At 48.4% G+C, this 21,298-nt stretch carries 18 protein-coding genes and 1 pseudogene; 9 read left to right on the top strand and 10 right to left on the bottom strand.

The annotated features are described in order from the left end of the window. Positions 1 to 6: 6 nt before the first annotated feature. The 3 genes from thiE to GL2_RS12755 all read left to right on the top strand — a co-directional run bounded on the left by thiE (position 7) and on the right by GL2_RS12755 (position 3,314). Positions 7 to 1,560 carry a thiamine phosphate synthase gene (thiE, locus tag GL2_RS12745; RefSeq protein ID WP_143731008.1) on the top strand — a complete coding sequence of 518 codons (1,554 nt, stop codon included), beginning with the start codon at positions 7 to 9 and terminating at the stop codon, positions 1,558 to 1,560. Beyond that, positions 1,554 to 2,303, top strand: coding sequence for a HesA/MoeB/ThiF family protein (locus GL2_RS12750; RefSeq protein ID WP_143731009.1), 750 nt, complete (start codon positions 1,554 to 1,556; stop codon positions 2,301 to 2,303). The genes thiE and GL2_RS12750 overlap by 7 nt, the downstream gene beginning before the upstream one ends. Before the next feature lie 537 nt (positions 2,304 to 2,840). After that, positions 2,841 to 3,314 carry a Dps family protein gene (locus tag GL2_RS12755; protein WP_143731010.1) on the top strand — a complete coding sequence of 158 codons (474 nt, stop codon included), beginning with the start codon at positions 2,841 to 2,843 and terminating at the stop codon, positions 3,312 to 3,314. 37 nt (positions 3,315 to 3,351) lie between these two features. Here GL2_RS12755 and GL2_RS12760 read toward each other — a convergent pair whose 3' ends face one another. After that, positions 3,352 to 4,233: a LysR family transcriptional regulator gene (locus GL2_RS12760; RefSeq protein ID WP_143731011.1), complete on the bottom strand. Its 882-nt coding sequence runs from the start codon at positions 4,231 to 4,233 to the stop codon at positions 3,352 to 3,354. 157 nt (positions 4,234 to 4,390) lie between these two features. Between GL2_RS12760 and GL2_RS12765 the strand changes: the two genes are divergently transcribed. From GL2_RS12765 to GL2_RS22360, 5 genes are all read left to right on the top strand, one after another. Beyond that, on the top strand, positions 4,391 to 6,370 hold the full coding sequence (locus GL2_RS12765) for an acetoacetate--CoA ligase (RefSeq protein WP_143731012.1): 1,980 nt from the start codon (positions 4,391 to 4,393) through the stop codon (positions 6,368 to 6,370). A 108-nt stretch (positions 6,371 to 6,478) separates the two neighbouring features. Beyond that, positions 6,479 to 6,853, top strand: a complete 375-nt coding sequence (locus GL2_RS12770; RefSeq protein WP_143731013.1) for a hypothetical protein — start codon at positions 6,479 to 6,481, stop codon at positions 6,851 to 6,853. A gap of 161 nt (positions 6,854 to 7,014) precedes the next feature. Further along, positions 7,015 to 8,814, top strand: a complete 1,800-nt coding sequence (locus GL2_RS12775; protein WP_143731014.1) for an autotransporter assembly complex family protein — start codon at positions 7,015 to 7,017, stop codon at positions 8,812 to 8,814. Continuing rightward, the gene (locus tag GL2_RS12780; RefSeq protein ID WP_143731015.1) at positions 8,814 to 12,827 is read left to right on the top strand and encodes a translocation/assembly module TamB domain-containing protein; all 4,014 of its coding nucleotides are present in this window, start codon (positions 8,814 to 8,816) and stop codon (positions 12,825 to 12,827) included. Before GL2_RS12775 ends, GL2_RS12780 begins: the two co-directional genes overlap by 1 nt. A gap of 153 nt (positions 12,828 to 12,980) precedes the next feature. Beyond that, positions 12,981 to 13,127: a transposase gene (locus tag GL2_RS22360; RefSeq protein ID WP_143731016.1), complete on the top strand. Its 147-nt coding sequence runs from the start codon at positions 12,981 to 12,983 to the stop codon at positions 13,125 to 13,127. Between the two features lie 224 nt (positions 13,128 to 13,351). Here the strand turns inward: GL2_RS22360 and GL2_RS12790 are convergent, their stop codons facing one another. Next, positions 13,352 to 13,681, bottom strand: a complete 330-nt coding sequence (locus GL2_RS12790; protein ID WP_143731017.1) for a YceK/YidQ family lipoprotein — start codon at positions 13,679 to 13,681, stop codon at positions 13,352 to 13,354. A gap of 544 nt (positions 13,682 to 14,225) precedes the next feature. Between GL2_RS12790 and GL2_RS12795 the strand changes: the two are divergent. Then, a pseudogene (locus GL2_RS12795) lies at positions 14,226 to 15,171 on the top strand (helix-turn-helix domain-containing protein). A 95-nt stretch (positions 15,172 to 15,266) separates the two neighbouring features. Here the strand turns inward: GL2_RS12795 and GL2_RS12800 are convergent. The 8 genes from GL2_RS12800 to GL2_RS12835 all read right to left on the bottom strand — a co-directional run bounded on the left by GL2_RS12800 (position 15,267) and on the right by GL2_RS12835 (position 21,064). Next, positions 15,267 to 15,941 carry a DUF3885 domain-containing protein gene (locus GL2_RS12800; RefSeq protein WP_143731018.1) on the bottom strand — a complete coding sequence of 225 codons (675 nt, stop codon included), beginning with the start codon at positions 15,939 to 15,941 and terminating at the stop codon, positions 15,267 to 15,269. Positions 15,942 to 15,971: 30 nt separating this feature from the next. Next, positions 15,972 to 16,400: a hypothetical protein gene (locus tag GL2_RS12805; RefSeq protein ID WP_143731020.1), complete on the bottom strand. Its 429-nt coding sequence runs from the start codon at positions 16,398 to 16,400 to the stop codon at positions 15,972 to 15,974. A gap of 734 nt (positions 16,401 to 17,134) precedes the next feature. Beyond that, positions 17,135 to 17,428: a hypothetical protein gene (locus tag GL2_RS12810; RefSeq protein ID WP_143731021.1), complete on the bottom strand. Its 294-nt coding sequence runs from the start codon at positions 17,426 to 17,428 to the stop codon at positions 17,135 to 17,137. After that, positions 17,425 to 17,889 (bottom strand): hypothetical protein, encoded by a 465-nt coding sequence (locus GL2_RS12815; protein WP_143731023.1) that lies wholly within the window; start codon positions 17,887 to 17,889, stop codon positions 17,425 to 17,427. Before GL2_RS12815 ends, GL2_RS12810 begins: the two co-directional genes overlap by 4 nt. An 898-nt stretch (positions 17,890 to 18,787) precedes the next feature. Then, entirely contained in the window at positions 18,788 to 19,294 is a 507-nt protein-coding gene (locus tag GL2_RS12820; protein ID WP_143731024.1) for a hypothetical protein, read from the bottom strand. 90 nt (positions 19,295 to 19,384) lie between these two features. Further along, the gene (locus tag GL2_RS12825; protein ID WP_143731026.1) at positions 19,385 to 20,272 is read right to left on the bottom strand and encodes an IS3 family transposase; all 888 of its coding nucleotides are present in this window, start codon (positions 20,270 to 20,272) and stop codon (positions 19,385 to 19,387) included. Continuing rightward, complete coding sequence (locus GL2_RS12830; protein ID WP_143731028.1) at positions 20,224 to 20,577, bottom strand: transposase; 354 nt, start codon at positions 20,575 to 20,577, stop codon at positions 20,224 to 20,226. Before GL2_RS12830 ends, GL2_RS12825 begins: the two co-directional genes overlap by 49 nt. 238 nt (positions 20,578 to 20,815) lie before the next feature. After that, positions 20,816 to 21,064 (bottom strand): hypothetical protein, encoded by a 249-nt coding sequence (locus GL2_RS12835; RefSeq protein ID WP_143731030.1) that lies wholly within the window; start codon positions 21,062 to 21,064, stop codon positions 20,816 to 20,818. Between the last annotated feature and the right edge of the window lie 234 nt (positions 21,065 to 21,298).

The following is a 21,298-nucleotide window of genomic DNA, read 5'->3' on the forward strand; positions in this document are numbered from 1 at the left end:
ATACTTATGCGAGATCAAACTTTGACAGATAAACCTATTGTCTGGACCATTGCCGGCAGTGACTCTAGTGGCGGCGCGGGTATTCAAGCGGACCTGCTGACATTTGCCGATCTTGGCTGCCACGGTTGCAGCGCGGTCACCGCCAATACGGCACAAAATACGGTGGAAGTAGCCGCGATAAATGCGGTCTCGATAGAAACACTGGATTCCCAATTACAGGCTTTGCAGCGCGATTTGTTTCCCGCTGCGATCAAAATTGGGCTGTTAGCCAATGCTGAACAGGTTTTGGTCGTGGCTGATTTTTTACGCAAGCTTAAAGCTTTCAAGCCGGTACCGGTAATTTACGACCCGGTGGCCGTCGCCACCAATGGTGCAGGTCTTACTGAAGGGGATATAAGCGCTGAAGTGCTGGCCCAGTTATTGCCTCAATGTGATCTCGTAACTCCCAATCTGCATGAATTGGAGTTGCTAACCCAGATGCGTGCTGGGGATGCTGAATCCATTTTGAAAGCCGCACAGCAACTCTGCGCTCAGAGCACTGCTGCAGTACTGGTCACCGGCGGCCACACACAATTACGACAGGGCGAAATTTCCGACTTGCTCTGGGATGGAGAAAAGGCCGACTGGTTTATAGGCCAGGAAGTTTCGGGTAACAATACTCACGGAACAGGCTGCACCCTGTCTTCTGCTATTGCCGCCTGTCGCGCACTAGGTTACCCAATCCGGGATGCCTGCGTAGTGGGCAAGGCCTACATTCAACGTGGCCTACGCCTCGGAGATAATGCGCATATCGGCGCAGGCGCAGGCCCTGTAGGCCACTGTGGCTGGCCGATGGAGTTAGTAGATTTTCCGGAGGTACTGGTACCGGGCGAAGCGCGCGGGCGGGATTACGGGCTAAATGCTACGCGGCCATTGATTCAAGAATTTGCGGTGACAGATTCCCAAGCTCTGGGATTATACCCGGTAGTGGATACCGTGGAGTGGTTGCAATGCCTCGCCGAGCTGGGGGTACGCACCCTGCAACTGCGAATAAAGAATCCAGATGGAAATCTGCGCGAGCAGATTGAGCGTGCTGTTGCTATCGGTAGAGCCTATAACCTGCGCCTGTTTATCAATGATTACTGGCAGCTGGCGATCGAGTGCGGAGCCTACGGCATACATTTGGGGCAGGGGGATTTACAGGATGCAGATCTGGCTGCAATCCAATCGGCGGGCCTGAAACTGGGTATCAGTACCCACGGTTTCTACGAGTTATTGCTGGCCCACCGCTACCGCCCAAGTTATCTGGCCATTGGCGCTATTTACCCGACCAATACCAAAGATATGTCGGAGCAGTTGCAGGGGGCACAGAAGCTCGCGCGTATGGCGGCACTTTTCCCCCATTGCCCTCTGGTGGCCATTGGCGGTATCAATTTACAACGGGCTCCAGAAGTGATCTCTACTGGTGTCGGCAGTATCGCGGTGGTGAGTGCTATTACCAAAGCGGAAGATTACCGGCGGGCGGTTGCTGATTTTAATGCCCTGTTGGAAGACAAGCAGGCAGAAGTTGAGCCATGTTAAGCAATAAAGAACTACAACGATACAGTCGTCAGGTTATGTTGCCCCAGGTGGGAGAAGAAGGGCAGGAAAAACTAACCTCTGCGCGGATAATGATTGTTGGTCTCGGTGGTCTGGGCAGCCCGGCGGCGTTGTACCTGGCTGCTGCTGGTATTGGTGAGCTGCACCTGGTGGATGGCGATCATATTGACCTTTCCAACCTACAGCGCCAGGTGTTGTATAAAACCAATCATCAGGGCAAACCCAAAGCAGTGGTCGCTGCACAGCAGTTGTCTGCCGCCAACCCTGCCATTCGTATATTTTCCCACAACCAGATGGCGAATGAATCTTGGTTGCGAGAACAGGTAAAGCAGGTGGACCTGGTCTTGGACTGCACCGATAACCTGGAAATTCGCCACACTATCAATCGCGTCTGCCATCAGGCCAGGCGTCCGGTAGTGATGGCTTCGGTACAGGGCTTCTCTGGCCAGTTGATCAGCTTTGACTTTTCTGAAGGAAAAGGCCCTTGCTATGCCTGCCTGTTTCCACCACAGGAACAGGCTGAAACGCAAAATTGCTCTACGGCAGGCGTAATTGGTCCTGCATTGGGGGTGGTTGGCAGTATGCAGGCTCTGGAGGCCATCAAGTACCTGTTAGGCCTGCCGGTATCGAGTTTGAATACACTGCATTTAATTGAAACTGAAACTATTGCCTTGCAGACGCTACAGTTGCCAAGTCAAAGTAATTGCCCGGTTTGCGGTGTCTAATCAATATTATTTCATCCGGGATTTTTCACTTTGTAGCTGTATCCGTGGACTGGTAATAAAGGAAATTTTCTGCCCTCAATCAGTTCATCTATACCTAAAAGCTCGTAAAGTGTGGTGGCGTGTTTTTGGTATCGTTACCAGTTTTATTATCCAACATTTTTTCTGGCATAAAAATTATTCTGTGCGGTGAGTCTTCCGGTTTGCCTTGAAAGAGGGGTTACACCAAAATGGGGGTGTTTCCTCTTGGGTGATTGTTTAGACTGGGGCCATTTTCCGTGCAACTGCGTTATCCGTCGTGTATGTAGAATCACTACACTAGGCTCCCTTTGCCTGGTTGGAGAATAGGGTTTCTAGCAGTGCAATCAAATTAGTGTTAATAGGCCCTGGGTAAATATGCTTGTCTTTGTAGTGCCTTATAACCCTTGCTCAGCTATATAGATAAGCTATTAAATCGATAGCTTGTGAGAACTTCTTAAAGCTATCAGAATGGCAATACAACCATTTCAGTGACAAAATTTTGGAAGAAGGATTTGTATAATGAAAAAAATCGATATTGGTATCAGTGAAAAGGATAGGGAAAAGATCGCTGGCGGTCTTAAGCACCTGCTGGCGGATAGCTACACTCTGTACCTGCAAACTCACAATTTCCATTGGAATGTTACCGGGCCATTTTTTCGTGAATTGCACCTGATGTTTGAGGAGCAGTATAACGAGCTGGCTACTGCGGTGGATGATATTGCCGAGCGAATTCGCACGTTGGGCGTTCCCGCGCCCGGCACTTACCAGGCTTTTGGACAGTTGAGCTCTATTAAAGAGGTTGTGGAAGTTCCCGCTGCTGAGGATATGGTAAAAATTCTCACTAAGGGCCATGAGCAAGTAATTAAAACGTGCCGCGACGTATTAAAGGCTGCACAAAAGGGTGAGGATGAATCCACCATAGCCCTGGTGTCCGACCGCATGAGCGTTCACGAAAAAACTGCCTGGATGCTGCGCGCCACCAGCAGTAAGTAGCTGATAGTCTGCTGGAGGATAACTCACCCGATGGCAACTAACTTCGGGTGAGTAATTCCAGGAAAGCGCTGGCTGACGCAGAGAGATTACCCCGGCTTTTGAACAGCGCACCTACCTCCTGCGTCACCGTCGGAGCGGAAAGCGGCAGGCAGGTTAAATTGTACTCCCGCATTTGTACCATGCAGAGGCTCGGTACGGCACTGATTCCCAGACCCGCCCTGACCAGTTGACCGATAGTGCTTAGTTGGTTGGCTTCGCAAACGTACTGAGCGCTTTGCCCGCACTGCTCAAAGGCAGTATCCGTCCAGCGTCGCACTGCTGATCCTCGATTCATTGATATGAAGGGGTGAGTAGCCAGATCACGCCAGCGCACAGCCTTTTTCCCCGCCAATATATGTTCTGCTGGCATTACCGCAATAAAGCGGTCGCGCTCGAAGGGCACAAACTCCAAGCCGCCCAGGTCATCTGGGCGAAAGCTAATCCCCAGCTCTGCGCGTCCCTCCTGTACCGATTGGACAACCCGCTCCATAACCACATCTTCCAGCACAATGTTGATTTGTGGATGCTCCAAGTGGAATTCTGCCAACAGAATGGGCGCTCGGTTTAAGGCAAAGGCGGGAATGACTGCCAGCTGTAACTGGCCCCGCTCCAGGCGAAAGCGCTGCTGTATAGCATCCAGGGACTGGTCCCAGCTGTGGAGTAGCTGCTCGGCGCGAAGCAGGAATTCGCGCCCCTCCGGTGTCAGGACTAACTGGCGACCATCGCGGCTGAACAGGGGGCCTCCGGCGGCTTCCTCCAGATTGCGGATAGCCACAGAGAGTGCTGGTTGGGAAGTGTGTAACTGGGCACTGGCTTGTGCCAGGCTGCGGCTGCGGGCAACGACAACGAAGGCGCGAAGCTGTTTAATGGTGGCACTCACTGGGGCTCCAAACGCTTTAGAGAATGTTAAATTTTTTTTAATAAACTATCGAAAGATTAAAATAGTTTAAAGTCGTCGGGCAAGGCATGATTGCCGCTTTCGCCCTGGCGAAGGTCAAACAATCACCGAGAATAATGAACCTACAAGGTCTGTTGAGATGAAGGACAACGCAAAACCCCTTTGGCAACCGAGCCCCGAGGCCATTTCTGCCACCCAAATGGATGAGTTTCGCCGCCTGGTCAATAAGAAACACCAGCTGCAGCTGGAAGATTACAGTGGGCTCTACCAGTGGTCCGTAGAAGAGCGTGAAACCTTCTGGAGCGACTTGTGGGATTTTTCCGAAGTACAGGCCAGTGCGCGGGGAAAGAGGGTGTTGGGCCGCGACAGCATGCCGGGTGCCGAGTGGTTCCCAGATGCCCGCCTCAACTTTGCCGAGAATCTGCTGTGCTACCGCGATGACAAGCTCGCTCTGGTTGAGCGTCTGGAAAACGGCAGCCGCCGCCAACTCAGTTACGCAGAGTTGTATGGCCGGGTAGAGCGCCTTGCCGCGGCCCTGGTCAATCAGGGTGTATCCGAAGGGGACCGTGTGGCTGGCTTTATGCCGAATGTGATCGATACCGTAGTGGCAATGCTGGCAACCACCAGCCTCGGAGCTATTTGGACTTCCTGCTCGCCAGATTTTGGTATCAATGGCGTGTTTGACAGGTTCGGTCAGGTGGAGCCGAAAGTGCTGTTTGCTTGCGAGGGCTACCTCTACAACGGCAAAGTGATCGATTCCCTGCCGCGTCTGCGCGAGATTGTGGCCCGTATTGGCTCTATCGAGAAGTTAGTGGTGGTGCCAGTCGCTCGCTCCCAGGAGGAAACGGCTCAAGCGCTAGCAGCAGAACCGCTAGACAAATCAGTATTGCTGCAGGACTTTGAAGCTGCTGCACCCGAACGTGAACTTGCCTTTGTACAGACTGCCTTCGATCATCCGCTGTATATCATGTACTCCTCTGGTACTACCGGGGTGCCCAAGTGCATTGTGCATGGTGTGGGCGGCACCCTGCTGCAACACCTGAAAGAGCATCGCCTGCACTGCGACCTGCGCCGTGAGGACTCACTATTTTACTTCACCACCTGTGGCTGGATGATGTGGAACTGGTTGGTGAGTGGTCTGGCCTGCGGTGCTACCCTGATACTGTTTGATGGCTCACCCTTCTATCCAGAGGCAAAAAGTCTGTGGGATATGGCGGATGAAGAAGGCATCAGTGTTTTCGGCACCAGCGCCAAATATATTGCGGCGTTGGAGAAGAGTGGCTGTAAGCCGCGAGAGAGCCACAAACTGGAGAAGCTGCGTGCGGTTCTATCTACCGGTTCACCACTGGCTCACGAAGGCTTCCGCTATGTATACCGGGATATTAAGGAAGATCTCTGCCTGTCCTCAATTTCCGGTGGAACCGATATTGTTTCTTGCTTTGCCTTGGGTAACCCGACTTTGCCGGTCTATGCCGGAGAACTACAGTGCCGTGGACTGGGTATGGCTGTGGAGGTCTGGGATGATGAGGGCAAACTGATAACAGCAGAGAAGGGCGAACTGGTGTGTGCCAAATCCTTCCCCTGTATGCCCATCAGCTTCTGGAATGATCCCGATGGAGCCAAATATAACAGTGCCTACTTTGAAAACTGGCCGGGTGTTTGGGCGCACGGTGATTATGCGGAAATTACTAAGCATGGAGGAGTGATTATTTACGGTCGCTCAGATGCGGTGCTGAATCCTGGCGGTGTGCGTATCGGCACTGCGGAAATCTACCGTCAGGTAGAGAAGGTAGAGGAAGTACTCGACAGCATCTGTATTGGCCAGCAGTGGCACGATGATGTGCGCGTAGTGCTGTTTGTGGTATTACGTGAAGGCCTGGAACTGGATGAGGAGCTGGTCCAAAAAATCCGCTCTACTATTCGTGCCAATACCACCCCGCGTCATGTCCCTGCCAAGGTCATTCAGGTGGCCGACATTCCGCGCACTATTAGTGGAAAAATTGTAGAGTTGGCTGTACGCAATGTGGTACATGGCAAGGTGGTCAAGAACAAGGAAGCCCTCGCTAACCCCGGGGCATTAGTCTTGTTTGAAAACCTGCCGGCCCTGGCGGAAGACTGAGGCCACTGTGGGGTAAGGGGACGTATGCGGGCGCCATTTTGTTTACGTCATTTCTGCGCTACCCTTGCCCAGTAGTAATACCTATAAATTCACGGTAGAAGAACAGGCATGGTTACTTATCTCTATTGGGCGGCGGTGATCGCCCTGGTTATTCTTTCTCTTTTCATTGGCAGCCGCATGGGCAGCCTGAAAATCGGCGCCATTGCAGCCGCAGTTTTCTTCTTTGCAGGTTGGCTGGCATATTACTTTCACTACGAACAGGTCTTCGTGAAACGCTTCGGTGGCGTAATGCGTATTTCAGTGCCCGATGGCTATCGGCATATTGGCGCGACCTGGAAAGAGGACAATCTCTGGATTGAGAATTACGATCCCAAATCCAATCAATGCATTTTCACCGAGTACTCCAAGGGGAATATTCTCGAGGGGCGTGTGATTATCCAGGATTGTAATCCGCTACTTGGTAACCCCAGCACCCAGCCGTAAACCATTTATAGGCCTCTTAGCCGGCGAATGATGCAAACATACTGCCTGTTTCGTCGGCGGACTTCACCCGGGCACTGCCAGTACCGGGGCAAAATCAGATGTGAAGGGAGTGGATACCCGGAAGTACGCGGAGTAGCCGCTGTAGTCAACGGATTAATATTTTGCGAACTCTCTTTATCTCCCTGCTTATCGGTTTTGCATTACTGCCCATACAGCGGGCGGTAGCCATTCCTTTTTTCTCCAAACTGCCGGGTTTATCCCTGAATATGCAGGGAGATCCCCAGTTACAGGAAAACTTGAGTAAGGAACTCAAAGAGCTGCGTAAAAATAGCAGTGCCCTTGAGAGCTATACAGAGCCACAGGATATCGCTCACTATGAACGAGGTAACCTGGAAAAACTATTGCGTGCGGAGGGGTATTACGATGCCACTGTGCGAGAGTCTGTGCTGGGCACTGAGATTGTTTATCAAGTGGTACCCGGCCCCCAGTATTTGATCAAGAGCCTGGATATTGAAATGCCGACAGGACTGCGTGCGGGATTTCCTGGATTGGCTATCTCGGTTGGAGATCCTCTCCAGGCTGATGAAGTGCTTGAGGGGGTGCAGAAAATTACCAGGTATCTCAATAATAATGCCTGCCTGCTCAACGTCGATGTCACGTACCAGGCCACAGTGATTCACCAGGAAGCTGCCGCGCGCCTTGTGTACCGTGTGGCGCCAAGCCCGGAAGTGATGGTCGGTGATGTCCAAATCCTCGGCGCCACTTCCATTGAGGAAGACTACCTACGTAGCAAGTTGAATATTAATCCGGGCGATTGTTTCAGTCGCAGTAAACTGGATGCGGCGCAGCTGCGTTTGTTACGTACCAATCTAATTTCCAACGTGACCCACCATGTGTCGGAACCCTACAGCGGCTTGGTTGATATCACCTTTATTGTGCAGGAACGCAACCATCGCACCATAACTTTTGGAGTGGGGTATACCTCTGATGAGGGCCCCGGAGTATCTGCCGGTTGGGAGCACCGCAATATTTTTCACCGTGGTGAAAAGCTGGAGGTGGGAAGCAAGGTTAATAAGGTCAAACAAACTCTGGAGAGCAAGCTGACCATTCCGCGCTTTTTTAGGGACAGACAGCGGTTTACCGCCAGCGTAGCTCTTACTGGTGAGGATGTGGATTCCTATCGTTCCAAGGCGTTAACTCTTAAGGGGCTTGTATCGCGTAAATTGAGCAAACACCGAACTATCAGTGCAGGGGCCGAACTGAAATTCAGTCGCGTGGATGAGAAAGTGGAAGGCGCTGTGGAAGACGGGGACCCGGATGAAAACTATCACCTGTTGGCATTCCCCCTCGGCTTTAAATTGAACACTACAGATAAACCGCTGGATGCCCGTCGCGGCGCTACCTCGGCCCTGGAAATCAAACCTTATTTGGACTTGAACAATAACAGCACGTCTTTTGTAAAAAATACCTTGCAGCTGACTGCCTATAAAACGGCTAAGTCGGCGCGCTATGAACCAACCCTGGCTCTGCGAATTAAAGCTGGAGCCATTACCGGTGCAGATAATCTGGAACTTCCGGCGGATGAGCGCTTCTATGCTGGCGGCGGTGGTTCGGTGCGTGGGTATGGCTACCAGGAGTTGGGGCCACGTATTGTTGAGATTAATGAGGTCGGCGAGGAAACTTTATCAGACTCGATTGGTGGGCGCGGCCTCAGTGAAATCTCAATTGAAGGGCGCTTTCGTTTCACCGATACCTGGGGTGGGGTTTTGTTTTTAGATGGGGGTAACGCTTACGAAAATCCGAGCCCCAACTTTTCCGACCTTTTCTGGGGGACGGGTTTTGGAGTGCGCTATATCACTTCTTTTGCTCCCATTCGCTTCGACCTCGCTTTCCCATTAGACCGCCGCGACGGTGTGGATGATCGCTATCAGGTATACATCAGTCTGGGGCAAGCTTTCTGATGGACAAATTGGGCGTATTTGCACTGGGCTTTTTCCGTACTTTGGCTGCTCTATTACGCGGGCTGTGGCGTTCTCTAGGTAAGGGAGGTTCACTGATAACCGGCTTGTGTCTGTTGGTTGTGCTTTCGCTGATCTATTTCCTGGGCACAGAACCGGGGCGGGTCAGTCTTACCCGTGTGGCTTTTTACGGCGCGGAACAGGCAATTGATGGCCTCTCGATTGAGACTGAGGGAATGGGCAGTGAGCGCCTCGGCGCATGGTTTTTTGAGCGTCTTAGGGTCGACTTTCAGAGCAATACCCTGGCCGAAGGTCACCAGCTGGAAATGGAGCTTCAGAGTTTTTCCAGCAACCCTATCAATGTTGAGCGGGCCGTTGCCAAAGACCTTTTATTGAATCTCGATGTACTGGATGAACTGCTGCAGTCCCTGGTTGGAGCCGAGGAAGAAACAGCTCAAGTTGTAGAAGAGGAACCTGACAGCACAAAAGCCACGAGCTGGGAAGCTTTGCTGCCGAGATTTCGTGTTGGAGAATTGCAACTTGAGCGATTTCAGTTGATCAGTAGCAAAATAGCTGATATTCCTGCGATCTCTGTGCGCGGCAATACTTTGTACCGGTGGGAGGGTCAACCTACCCAATTGCAGCTGGAAGTCTGGGAATTAAATGGTGGCGAACTGCAGTTTATTGTCGAGGGACGTGAACGTCAGCCCGGTCGATTTATTTTGGATTTTTCTGCCAGTGAAAAGGCTCAGGGATTTGTTGGTCGCCAGTTGCACTTGCCAGCGGGGCAGGGGCTGGATGCGCACGGTAAAATTTCCCTGCGCCGCCGCGATAAGCAGGTTCAGGTTGATATAGAGTCGCTCACCTCTCCATTTTCCCAGCATAAGCTGGCGCTGACAGGCAGTCTGCTTATCGATCTATTCCCCTGGCGGCTGCACACCGACGGTATCTGGCTGCAGGTGGACGGCAAGCGCAGCACCTTGTCCGGTAACATTAGTGCCGACAATATCTCCGCTGAGCTTCAGCTCAACCGCTTACCGGTGACTCTTTCCCGTCCCTGGCAAAATGTACTTCACAGTGGTTGGTTCAGTGCAGATTTAGCTGTTTCCGGCACTCTGCCGCTGCCCAATATTTCCGGCCAGGTGAAATTGAATAGCAGTTATCGGGAGCAGCCCCTAGACCTTGAAGGCCGGGTAATTACCACCCAGGGGGTTATCCAGCTGGAGTCCCTGCAGCTGGAATTTGCCGGAGCACAGATTCGTACTGCCGGCGCTATAGATACTGAAAATAAAACCCTGGATTTGAGTGCGGCTGTGCAGGAGTTGGGAGTTGAGGAAATTCGTCGCCTTTTACTTTCCCTTCCGCAAACAGAGCAATTAAGAATTCCCGAAGACTTTTCCGGCACCCTGCACCAATTACAGCTAACCGCACAGGGACCTTGGGATAACCCGGATTTGCAGGGAGACCTAAGTGCTGTATCCGCTTACCGAAATTTGCAAAATGAGTTGACGGCTGGAGTCAACGGTAACCTGAAGGGGCTAACGATTACAGACTTTGCCCTAATGGGGGAAAAGTTAAATGTTCTTGGTGGTGGCACCATAGACCTTGAGGGCAAAGCGCTGAATTTGCAGCTGCAGGTAGATGTTCGCAATCTCAATCCCAATGAAGACCTCGGTCTTGCCTCTGCCAAGGGCGTAAGCTTGGGCCTGCAGGGGCAGGTAGGTGTGGAAGGCCCCTGGTCCAATCCGCGCCTGAATGCCAGTCTGGAATCCGATGGCCTGGTTCACGAATACCGCTACAACCTGAAAGGCGATGCCAGCGGCAACCTGGAGAAGATTGATCTTCAGGGGTTACGCATCGAGTTATATGCCAACGGATCGGTGAACCACTTTGACATGGGCCAGTTCCGTGGCCCCCAATCGCCAGTGACTGTTCCGAGTATGGATAAAGGCACAACATTGCCCGAGCAAAATGAGAGCCGCCTCACCTCACTTGCCGAGGAAGCTCAGCGCCTGGGGCGGCAGGGCATTGCCCTGATGGAAGCGGAGGGAGTACTTGAACCCAAACGGGATCAACTCCAGGTGGGGGTGAGTGCACGCAATCTGCCGTTAACCCTACTCGAAGTCACAGGGCTACCGCTACCAAATACCCTGGAAGGTGAGCTTAGCCTGGATGGTGAGGTCAAGGGAGCACTTACCAATCCCGAAGTACGCGCCAGCGTGCTGGCCCAGGGCGGCTATCGCCATGAACCCTGGCAGCTGCAGGGCGCACTCGATTATGCAGATAAGAGCCTGGTTGTAGATGGGGTGGAGATTCTGTGGGCAGGGCGCAACCAGCTTCGGGCGCACGGCAGTCTCAACGAGCAGCGACTGGATTTGCAATTACAGGGCAGGGCTTCATTGGAGGATCTCTCGCCGGAGCTGCCATTTAATACTCCCGAGCAAGGTGATCTCATCCTGTACTCGAGTATCACCGGCAGCCCTCGTCAGCCACAGTTTGAAGGAGAGTTGCGTATCAGCAGCTATGCGTCAGGCCGTGAGCAGGGGCGTGCGCAGGTGCAACCACTCTCTATGACCCTGGAATGGCTTACAGAGGAGGGTGAACTGCAGGCATCTCTGATAGCCGACCACGGTAGCCGCCGTGCAATAAATAGCAACGCCAAGTTACTAATTTCGCCCATTTTTGAGCGTCTACTTGCCGATAGCCCGACGCAACCTGTGAGTGGGCTTCCACTGCAACTAGTTAGTAGTGGTACTGCGGACTTGTCAGTAATTGCGGAATTTATTGATCCCAGGGTACACGTGATGCATGGCCTGTTGAGCTTTTCAGCGGATGGTGCTGGTACTTTGGGTGAGCCACGTCTCAATGGTGCGATAGAGCTGAGCGGGGCCAGTTATGAGCATCGCCCCAGCCATACGCGTATTAACAATATCGACTTTTATGCACGCTTGACACCGGGGGAATGGCGTATCGAGAGAGGCAGTGCCACAGTTGTCGATGGCGGTACGATTAATTTGGGTGGGGCTGTATTTTTCCCTGAGCAAGCCGAGCCGCAGTTAAGTCTGAGTCTGAATCTGAATAGAGCACACCTACTAAATACCCCGGGAGTACGCGGCGCAATTTCCGGGGAGGCTACTCTGTCGGGCTCCACCCAGGATGCGCAAATCACTGGCCGCTTTACTCTGCGTCCACTGGCGGTGCAGATAGAGCAGTGGATTGGCAGTACCGTGCCTGAAATTCAGGTAGTGGAGGTCCAGGTGGATGGTCCTCAGGTGGAACGCGCGGCACCGCTGCTCAGTAAAATCAGTCTGGGAGTCGAGGTGGTGCTGGATCAGCAATCCTATGTGCGGGGTCTAGGCCTTAACTCTCAATTGCGCGGGCAAGTAGATATTCGCGGAACTGCAGCCAAACCGGAAGCCTCGGGGGAGCTAACCATTGTGCGTGGTAGTTTTGACCTTCTGGGTAAGAAATTTAATCTGCAGGAAGGGGAGATCCGCTTTGAAAATAATGAAGTGGCGGTGTTTGTAGAAGGTGTCTACAGCTATAGTGATGGCGAAATCACCGCAAATATTTCCGGCTCTGCAACAGACCTGGATATTACTTTCAGTTCAGATCCTTCGGCTTCCCAGGATGAAATTTTAGCGCAGTTGCTGTTTGGTAAGTCCTTATCGGCTATCTCGCCACTGCAAGCCGTGCGTTTGGTAAGTGTGGTGCGTAGCCTGCAAACCGGTCGAGCCGTGTTGGACCCGGTAGCCAAAACTCGAGAATTACTGAAGCTTGATACGCTTAATATCGAGCAAGAAGGCGATGAGGGTGATGAATATGCCCTGAGCCTGGGCAAATATATTACCAATCGAATTTATGTAGAGCTGCAGCGCAGCACCGATCCCTTAAGCCCCTGGCAAGCGGAAATGCAGATTGAATTGCGGGAAAAGCTTAACCTGGAATTCAAAACTGCTGATGATGGAGACAGTGGATCTGGCAGTGTAGAGTTACAGTGGAAGAAGGATTATTAATTAATACATAGGTAAACCACCGCCTCTGACGGTGAGGCTTGACTAGGCTCTGCCGTTCCGGCGCGCAGAGTAAAAATGTGGCCTCTATGAACCAGCAAGCTCTATAAGAAGGCCATATGCGAGATTGGCAGTGCCAAGCTTATTACAGGTACCATGTGGTATTTGTACCCGTGTACCAAAAAAGCGTTATTTGGGACATTGAGGCGAGAGGTTGAATTATTATTTCGAGCGTTATGCCATCAAAAGGACATTGAGCTTGTTGAAGGGTACGTAATGAGGGATCACATCCATATGTTGTAAATGATTCCTCCGAAGTTCAGTGTTTCTAATGCGGTTGGATGTTGATTTTTACAAACTTAAGAGGCTGTATGTGATTTACCAATACTGGTGAGAATTGCTATTTCAATAATAAAATTATTGAAATAGCTGTTTAGTATGAAATTTCTACTTCTTAAACGGATCAGATGTACCATATTATATGGGGTTGACACTGCTAGAGTAGATCAGGTAGTAATTACTATGCGTCAGTTCACTTTAATATTGCCATGCTGTGCCTGAGTTACTACTGTATATGGTAAAACAACTGTATCCGCTGCTACTGAAAAAACTGCATCTATAGCCACGAAGGGGACATTATTAAGTGTCGAACCATGATTTACCGTTTCGCTAGGTTCACTGTTCATTAAGCAGAAGGAATAAGAAGCCCCACTGTAAACTCTTGGAATGCTTTCACAATAGCTTTTGTGCCCTCTATGAGTAATATCTATCTGGTTATCCTTCGGGTTTATTGTCTTTACTGTGGCACATGAGATGCAAACTAGAGATACTGATATTAAATAAATTATATTTTTCACTAGCTATTCCTTAGTTAATGTTATCTGTGGGGTTAATATAGAAAGTAATTGGTAAGGTTGGTTCCATTGTGTATGTTTTAATAGCGTTATAGTAAATTATGAATGAGTGGGTGTCCAAATTTTCATAGCCCAACAATGGTGATTTAGGGGTATTTATTCAGGTGGCATTTGTTTTTTTAGATTAGGGGGCTGTACCATAAATTGAGCGAATATCAACGTTGCTGGTGGTTCCGTGCGAACAAAGAGTGATAACTTTCTTGATGGTAATTTCTAACAAATTTATCATGAACTCTAATGGAGCTAAAGAGATTGGAGGCTAGTTCTCGTCTTCGATATCTATATATATCTACTCACGGGGAAGTTTGGGGAGTGTTGTTTTAGTTGGTATTATTACTGATTTCAAAAGTCATCCAGAAATCTCGCTCGTAGGATTGAATAAGTTGGATTAGTTCAGACCAAATCTGAAACATTCTCTTGAAAAAGAGGGGTTTACCGGTTTTGATGAAGGTGCCTAAACCTATAAGCAAAACCAAGGATAAACCCCATGATCCATACTAATGATCGCATTATCAAACACAAGACCGTATTGTTCAATCTGGCAGAAGAACTTGGCAATATCTCCAAAGCTTGCAAGATGCTTGGTGTATCGAGAGACACTTTCTATCGGTACCAGGAAGCCGTTTCAAGTGGTGGCGTGGATGCCCTTCTTGAGAAGAATCGCCGGCTACCTAACCACAAAACCGTGTTGACGCTGTCATTAAAGAGGTCGTCTTGGCTTATGCCCTCCAGGAACCCGCCCATGGACAGGTATGCGTTTCCAATGAACTACGTAAACGCGGTGTATTTGTGTCCTCTAGTGGCGTTCGGAGCATCTGGCTGCGGCATGACCTGGCCAACTTCAAATTACGATTAAAAGCGCTTGAGGCCAAGGTGGCTGAGGAGGGGGCTGATTCTCACAGAATCGCAGGTTCAGGCCTTGGAGAGAAAGCGGCATGATAATGAAGCCTATGGTGAAATTGACACTCAACATCCAGGCTATCTAGGCTCGCAGGATACCTTCTATGTAGGAAAACTTAAGGGAGTTGGGCGTGTTTACCAGCAAACCTATGTCGATACCTATGCAAAAGTGGCTCACTGCAAGCTGTATACCACCAAAACACCAATCACTGCAGCAGACCTTCTGAATGACCATGGTACAGAATATTGTGGCAAGCTGGAGCAACATGATTATCAGTTATATCTAAGTGTGAACGAAATAGAACACACCAAGACATCCACAAACCAACGGTATCTGTGAGCGATTCCATAAAACTATTTTACAGGAATTCTACCAACCATCATTGCGTCGCAAGATCTATGGATCAATAGAAGAGCTACAAAAGGATCTGGACGAATGGCTCATCTATTATAATAATGATCGCACCCAACAAGGTAAGAAGTGTTGTGGCCGCACACCGATGGCAACACTTGACGATGGAAAAAGCATCTGAAAGGAAAAATTTGTAAACTGAATTTGACCTGACAGAACACTTTCTGAAAAACCGGTAACTGTCAGGTTAAGTCTGAACTTCTACATGTTAAGGCGTTAGCCAAAATTGGTGTCCATTATCTCTCTATCGTAGTCGAGAAGATAGGAATTAAACTTCTTGTATAGCTGAGACAGCATGGCCGTGTTGCCAATAACGTCCATACCTCGATCATCATAAGGCCAAACTTCAACTCCTTTAGATAGATCAAAGAGGTAGATGTTTACTTGCGGACATGGCTTGACACCTAAGTCTTGTGCCATGCTGCACCAAAGTAGTTTCTTCAAACTTGATTTGGGTAGCTTTACCGCAACTGTATGCCAGTAATCTTCGTTTTCGTCCTCAATCCAGTCCTCATCTACCGCTACACGCTCAAACCAGTGCTCTTTATCTCTCTCAGGAAATAATCCGATATCTCTAAGCTCACGAAAAGTGGAGATAGATGAAACTAGGGGTTCGTCACTAAAAATACGGTAACAGGCAACAATTTCTTTATCGAATATATCTTCACATATTTCGTGAGATTTACGTAATGCCAAGTCAAATTGATCGAGCCAATCTCCGCCTAAGGAAAGCTCAAAACGAAGACCTTTATCGTGGGAATAGAACAAAGGTCTTTCGAAAGCTTTTCCGGAAAATTGAGACTGGATAGATTCTCGAATATTCATCGTAGCCTTAATGTCGCCAACACAGCCGAATGTAGCAGCGAAGCTGTGAAATGTAGGTCCAGCCACGAAGTGGCCCTTTGATTGTTTTGTTATGCATTATTTATATGCATCCAAGTTTAACAGAATAATCATTGGAGAAATTCCTTGCGAGCCACCATAGACAGTCGAAATATAGGCACTGTGAAGATCTGAATCACTTAAGCAGAGCCCATCTATTCTTACACTTCGGCCATCTGGACGGGAAGGCAAAGCTACTTGGGTACCTTTTGACGCCAATTGCCAACCCCTAGTTTTCTCCGATACCACCTTATACGTGGCCGACCAGAACTTACGTTCACCTAATTCGCTAAAGTGTAACTTGCTGGGTAGTGAGATTCTGAATTTATGGCACCCCCCACTTTGGTTAGGCTCCGAATTAATAGAGATGCCCCTTTTCTCAGAAATCTCTCGGGGCACCTCTTCCCAGCCGATAGCAAAGCTCATACTTGCAAAGAGAAATAATTTAAAAAATATAATCAGTTTCACTATTCCTCCTGATGCATAATACCCAAATCAGCAGTCCGAAAATCCGCAGTCTTTGTGGATCCGCTGTATTTTCTTGGTACGCCCAGCATGGGTGTGGATTAATGGGGTGAATGTCTCCTATAGGATGATCACCGTTTAATGGGTTTCATTAAATGCTAACTACTAGCGAATGGCAACTGTAATACCGTGAGGTCTTGTGGAGAGGAAGCCGCTAGCAAGATACGAGCTGACGAACAGAAACATCCTATAAGGTTTAGCCTTGCAAGCAAGATGGCCAAGGATGCCGAAGCCATGCGATCTAATGGGTAGAGTAAATGATACATTTTTGTAGTGAAAGTTCACTCTCTTATCTGGGGAGATCTGTTTAACTTGCTGCTATGAAGCTGTCAGCGTGGCCGCTGACTCATAAGTAGGCCCAACCCGCTAGCCACCATCGCCTCGGTCAGTAATGGCCAAGGTGATTAAACAGATATCAGCAATTAATACCTTGGATAGGGTGAAGACCTGAACCTAAATCCACGAGTTAAAAGACAGGGCTAGCCTACCGATATATTGCCAGCAGGATATAAAATTGACGTACCGCACTGCCATGACACTCAACTCAAATGAAAAGCTGCTCAACGCTATCGTTGGGTAGAGATTCATTACGGATAGGGAACCGCCCATTGCGGACACGTACGATGGGTGGTGTAGGGGCCGGTAGCTAGATACTACCGGCTACACGATTTAGAGCCTTACTCTTGATCCCACTCTTCTTCATAGCCATTACTCACCAAGTAGCCATTCAGAGAGTGAAAAATATACTCCATCCACTGCTCGATTCCTTCTTTCTCCAGCAAAGGGAATCCAGAACCTTGATCATCAGCAGCAACGTCTATCATTCCCCAATAGAATTGAGAAAGAGCTAATGCCTGCTCTCGATTAGAAACTACGCCTTGCTTAAGAATATCTAGTGCAGTTTCATTCTCCATCTTTTCAGCGTAGTGAATAAGGATCTCGCGTTCTTCTGGGTATTTATATTCAATCATAGTGCGTCTTGAGCCTCTTTAATTACTGACATCCGATCAGCAACCCAAGTTAACTTACTTACCAAGTCTTCAACCCTCATTCTTTCAGTAACTACAAGCAGGTAGTGCTTCTTATCTTTGGGGTCAGGTGAAAATTCTAAACCATTCGGTATATCTGCTTTTTCAATTACCCAAAATACATTAATAGGAAGGCCTTTTGTCACCTTTTTCTTCATTCTATAGATACGCTTTAAATGCTGCCAGTGCGCCGAGAATGAGAGCCCCATTTGTGGATGTGGTAAAACCCAGCGCTCATCTTGTGAGAAAAGATAATCACGTTTTCTAACGCCACTAATGATAGATGCATCATTGCTATTTCTATAGAGAGTTGGGTGTGCTCCAGCCTCTGTAGGACGTGCATAGAAAGGGCCAAGTTTACTTATATATTCCCTTAAATTCTCTACGGTTTTAAACTGTTCCATACATACATTCCATGTGAACTACTTAATCAACTCTAATGCTTGCCTCAACCGTGAAGCACATTGTACTGAGTCCGACAGCCAAAGGCTGCGTATTGCTGCTACCTGGTACGCCCAGCATGGGCGTGAACTAATGGGGTGAAAGTCCCCTGTAGGAGGATCACCATTTAATGGGTTCCATTAAATGCTAACTACTAACGAATGGCAACTGCAGCATAGCGAGGTCTTGTGGGGAGGAAGCCGCTAGTAAAACTGCGAGCAGACAAACAGCAACATCATATAAGGCTTAGCCTGGAGGCGAGGTGGCCAAGGATACCGCAGCTATGTGGCTAATGGGCTGAGCTAATGATGTCGTCGTGTATTGAAAGTTCACGTTCTTATCTGGACAGATCTGTTTAGCTTGCTGCTGTAATCGGGGCCGCTAAGCTGTAATTAGGCCCAACCCGCTAGCCTCGATTCAGGAAGCCCACTTTATAGCCTATGTAGATCTCAAGCCGATCGGTGCCATTTCTCAAAAGGCGCCCCCTATCCTTAAGCCACTGGGCATCTCAGCAAAACACTGGCTCTATTTTAATCGGAACTTTGAAAGCCGCTTTAAAGGCCTAGTGGGATCAGCGGAGGTTGTACGGCAAGCCTGTATTCAGCTCAATAAACGCTGGGTACATGGTATAGGCGACTGCCAGCGTTTCCTATCTGCAATGCCCCACTAATTCCCTCCCAACCTTTCGATACTATTCCTTCCGGCTTGGTCAAAATCACACAATTTTCAAACCTAAAGCATAATTTTTCAGCATTTCACTTTGCCCTATACCTGATCAGGAGAAATGGCCGTCAAGGTGGAAGGCCTGCACTATTTCCGATGTCATCTTTCAATTTGTGGGTGTCCTAGTGTTTACTCCTGTTATACGGCTTCAACTTTATTACGAATATAAAAGAATAAGCAGATATAGGAGAGTGCTAGAGAACCTGGAATTAGGTAGTCTTGAATTGGTATAGACTGGGAAAAAACGCAATGTACCATTAATCCGATGACCAATACAGAGGCTGTTAGTAGCGATACATTAATTAATAGCCTACCAAAAGCTGACCAAATGAATGAGAAAAACGTAATCAATAGAAAAGCTAAAATACTTGTAATATAAATACCATCCTCACCGGGAGGATCTAGCTTTAGTCCTTGTCTAGGGCTCAGGTACACAAATATTAAAAATACATTAGACAAGATTCCCATAATCCCAATAAATAGGGAGTAGCAGCCAGAAAACTTGGTTAATTTTTTAAACTGAGATTTTCTTTTAGCCAAGATTAATATAAGAAAAGATATTGCAGCCAATAACATACTGCATAGGTATAAAAATCCAAAAATTACCGCACCAACACCATCAATGCTGATTTTCTGATCTCGCATATATCCTCAGGGCTAACTCGATAGATTTGCGTGTAACGCCTAGCTAAGCGAAGCCTCCCCCCTTAAAGTAGACGCCACCTTATATTCATCTTATGCGGCCATTCTTTCATATTCATCTGGGCTTTTGAACCCAAGTGAACCATGTCTTCTTTTAAAGTTATAGTACCTATCAAGATACCAAGCTAAGTTGGTTCTTAGCTCCTCAACGGACTCAAAATTAAATCCTTTAAAACTCTCAGTTTTCAGTGTTTGAAAAAATGATTCTACATACACATTATCATTCATAAACCCTGGACGATTCATGCTCGGCTCAATACCCAATTCTTTGAGTCGGTTTTGGTATGCATAAGCACCGTACTCAGAACCTCGGTCGCTGTGAAATATTAGATCTGATTCTATATTTTTGCGACGGACAGCTTTATTTAGCGCTGACAGTGTTAACTCAACAGTTCGAGTATCCGACAGCTCCCAACCCAACACTTTCCGGGAGTAAAGATCAATAATCACAGCTAAATATTGCCATTGCCCATTGATCTTCAGATAGGTTACATCACCAGCCCATTGAGAGTCTGGTTTACTCGGCATACCATGCTCTCTTTGTAAATTTTCAACCTTAATGCAAGGATTTCCAGGCAAAGGGCGTCGACGATAGATCCTTCCAGCTTTCCCCACGATTCCAGCCTCTCTCATAAGGCGTTCAACACGCTTGTGATTTATTCGTTCACCATTAGCTTTCAGCTCTGCGCTAATTCTTGGACTTCCATAATTACCATCATGCTGCGCATAGATAGCTTCGATACACCCTAGAATTCGCCTATTTTCTATGTCTCGAGTGCTCTCATCACGGTTGAGCCACTTATAAAACCCTTGGGGTGAAACATTCAAGTATCTACATAAGTACCTGACACCAAAGTCTGATCGATTAAGAGCTATGAACGAGAATCTTTCGGCTTTGGATCTTTCAGGTACATTTCCCACTTTTTTAGGAAATCATTCTCCTTTTGCAATTTCTCAACCTGCTTTTTTAGACGTCTTATCTCTTTATCATCAGTTTGAAACTGAGTTTTCGTTGTCTTGGTCATACTTATTCTACGACTGGGCTTCTCGACCAGCTTGCCTTCTCTACTTTCCTGTCGCCATCTATACACCATTACTGGATGCAAACCAACAATGTTGGCGATTGTAGTCGTATCTACTTTCAGTTGATTAGTGAGAGCTACCACTCTAACTTTGAACTCTGTTGAATATTCAACAACCCGCTCTTCACTCAGTATTTTCGGCATTTTTTCCTACCCTATTCAAAAGGTAGGCGTCTACTCAATGGGGGAAGGTTTCCCCCGGACATTCCAATTTAACGCAAATATAATTAGCACAATAACTAACATTAAGGCACCACCATAAATGGCGATAATGACCTCCTTAAGTTGACTCATAGTGCCTTACAATATTCGTATTTGCGGTGGGCGAAGTGTAAGTCGCCTGAACGCGATAGCGATGAGCAACATGCGCTTGTTAAGTGATCTAACACCCACCATCACCACTCCCTCCATCTCCACCACCAAAACCTCCAGAATCACCACTGCTAAAATAACTACCAGAGCTAGACCCCTGAGTTACTCCAAACTTCACAATAAACCACAGTACACTGGAAATTAGGAAGCCTGTAAATACTAACGGGGCGAAAGTAGAATTAACCAAATTTTCGGAAGCAAGATCGATCATATACCAAGATCCTGCTAGGCCGAAAAGATTTATTATGAGTGATTTCATTTACTCTCCCTGTGTCATTTAACGCTTGGCACAGCAGCCGGAATGTAGCGGCGAAGCCGCGAAATGTATGTCTAGACCCAAAGGGTCGTTGCTGATGCCACTTGTTAGCACTTTGCTTCTCTCTTGAGCTTATAAGATATGCACTTACCAAGTTTACCATTTGTCACGATAATCTTATGGTTAATGGATGCTATGCAGGAGGGAGCCAGAGAACGTTCGCTAGCAATAAAATCT

Source organism: Microbulbifer sp. GL-2 (assembly GCF_007183175.1).
Lineage (GTDB): Bacteria > Pseudomonadota > Gammaproteobacteria > Pseudomonadales > Cellvibrionaceae > Microbulbifer.

Coding starts and splice junctions, on each gene's coding strand:
- GL2_RS12750 (WP_143731009.1), top strand. CDS start 1,554: ATGTTAAGCAATAAAGAACTACAACGATACAGTCGTCAGGTTATGTTG.
- thiE (WP_143731008.1), top strand. CDS start 7: ATGCGAGATCAAACTTTGACAGATAAACCTATTGTCTGGACCATTGCC.
- GL2_RS12780 (WP_143731015.1), top strand. CDS start 8,814: ATGGACAAATTGGGCGTATTTGCACTGGGCTTTTTCCGTACTTTGGCT.
- GL2_RS12820 (WP_143731024.1), bottom strand. CDS start 19,294: ATGCGAGATCAGAAAATCAGCATTGATGGTGTTGGTGCGGTAATTTTT.
- GL2_RS12765 (WP_143731012.1), top strand. CDS start 4,391: ATGAAGGACAACGCAAAACCCCTTTGGCAACCGAGCCCCGAGGCCATT.
- GL2_RS12770 (WP_143731013.1), top strand. CDS start 6,479: ATGGTTACTTATCTCTATTGGGCGGCGGTGATCGCCCTGGTTATTCTT.
- GL2_RS12810 (WP_143731021.1), bottom strand. CDS start 17,428: ATGATTGAATATAAATACCCAGAAGAACGCGAGATCCTTATTCACTAC.
- GL2_RS12830 (WP_143731028.1), bottom strand. CDS start 20,577: ATGCCGAAAATACTGAGTGAAGAGCGGGTTGTTGAATATTCAACAGAG.
- GL2_RS12755 (WP_143731010.1), top strand. CDS start 2,841: ATGAAAAAAATCGATATTGGTATCAGTGAAAAGGATAGGGAAAAGATC.
- GL2_RS22360 (WP_143731016.1), top strand. CDS start 12,981: ATGTGGTATTTGTACCCGTGTACCAAAAAAGCGTTATTTGGGACATTG.
- GL2_RS12815 (WP_143731023.1), bottom strand. CDS start 17,889: ATGGAACAGTTTAAAACCGTAGAGAATTTAAGGGAATATATAAGTAAA.
- GL2_RS12835 (WP_143731030.1), bottom strand. CDS start 21,064: ATGAAATCACTCATAATAAATCTTTTCGGCCTAGCAGGATCTTGGTAT.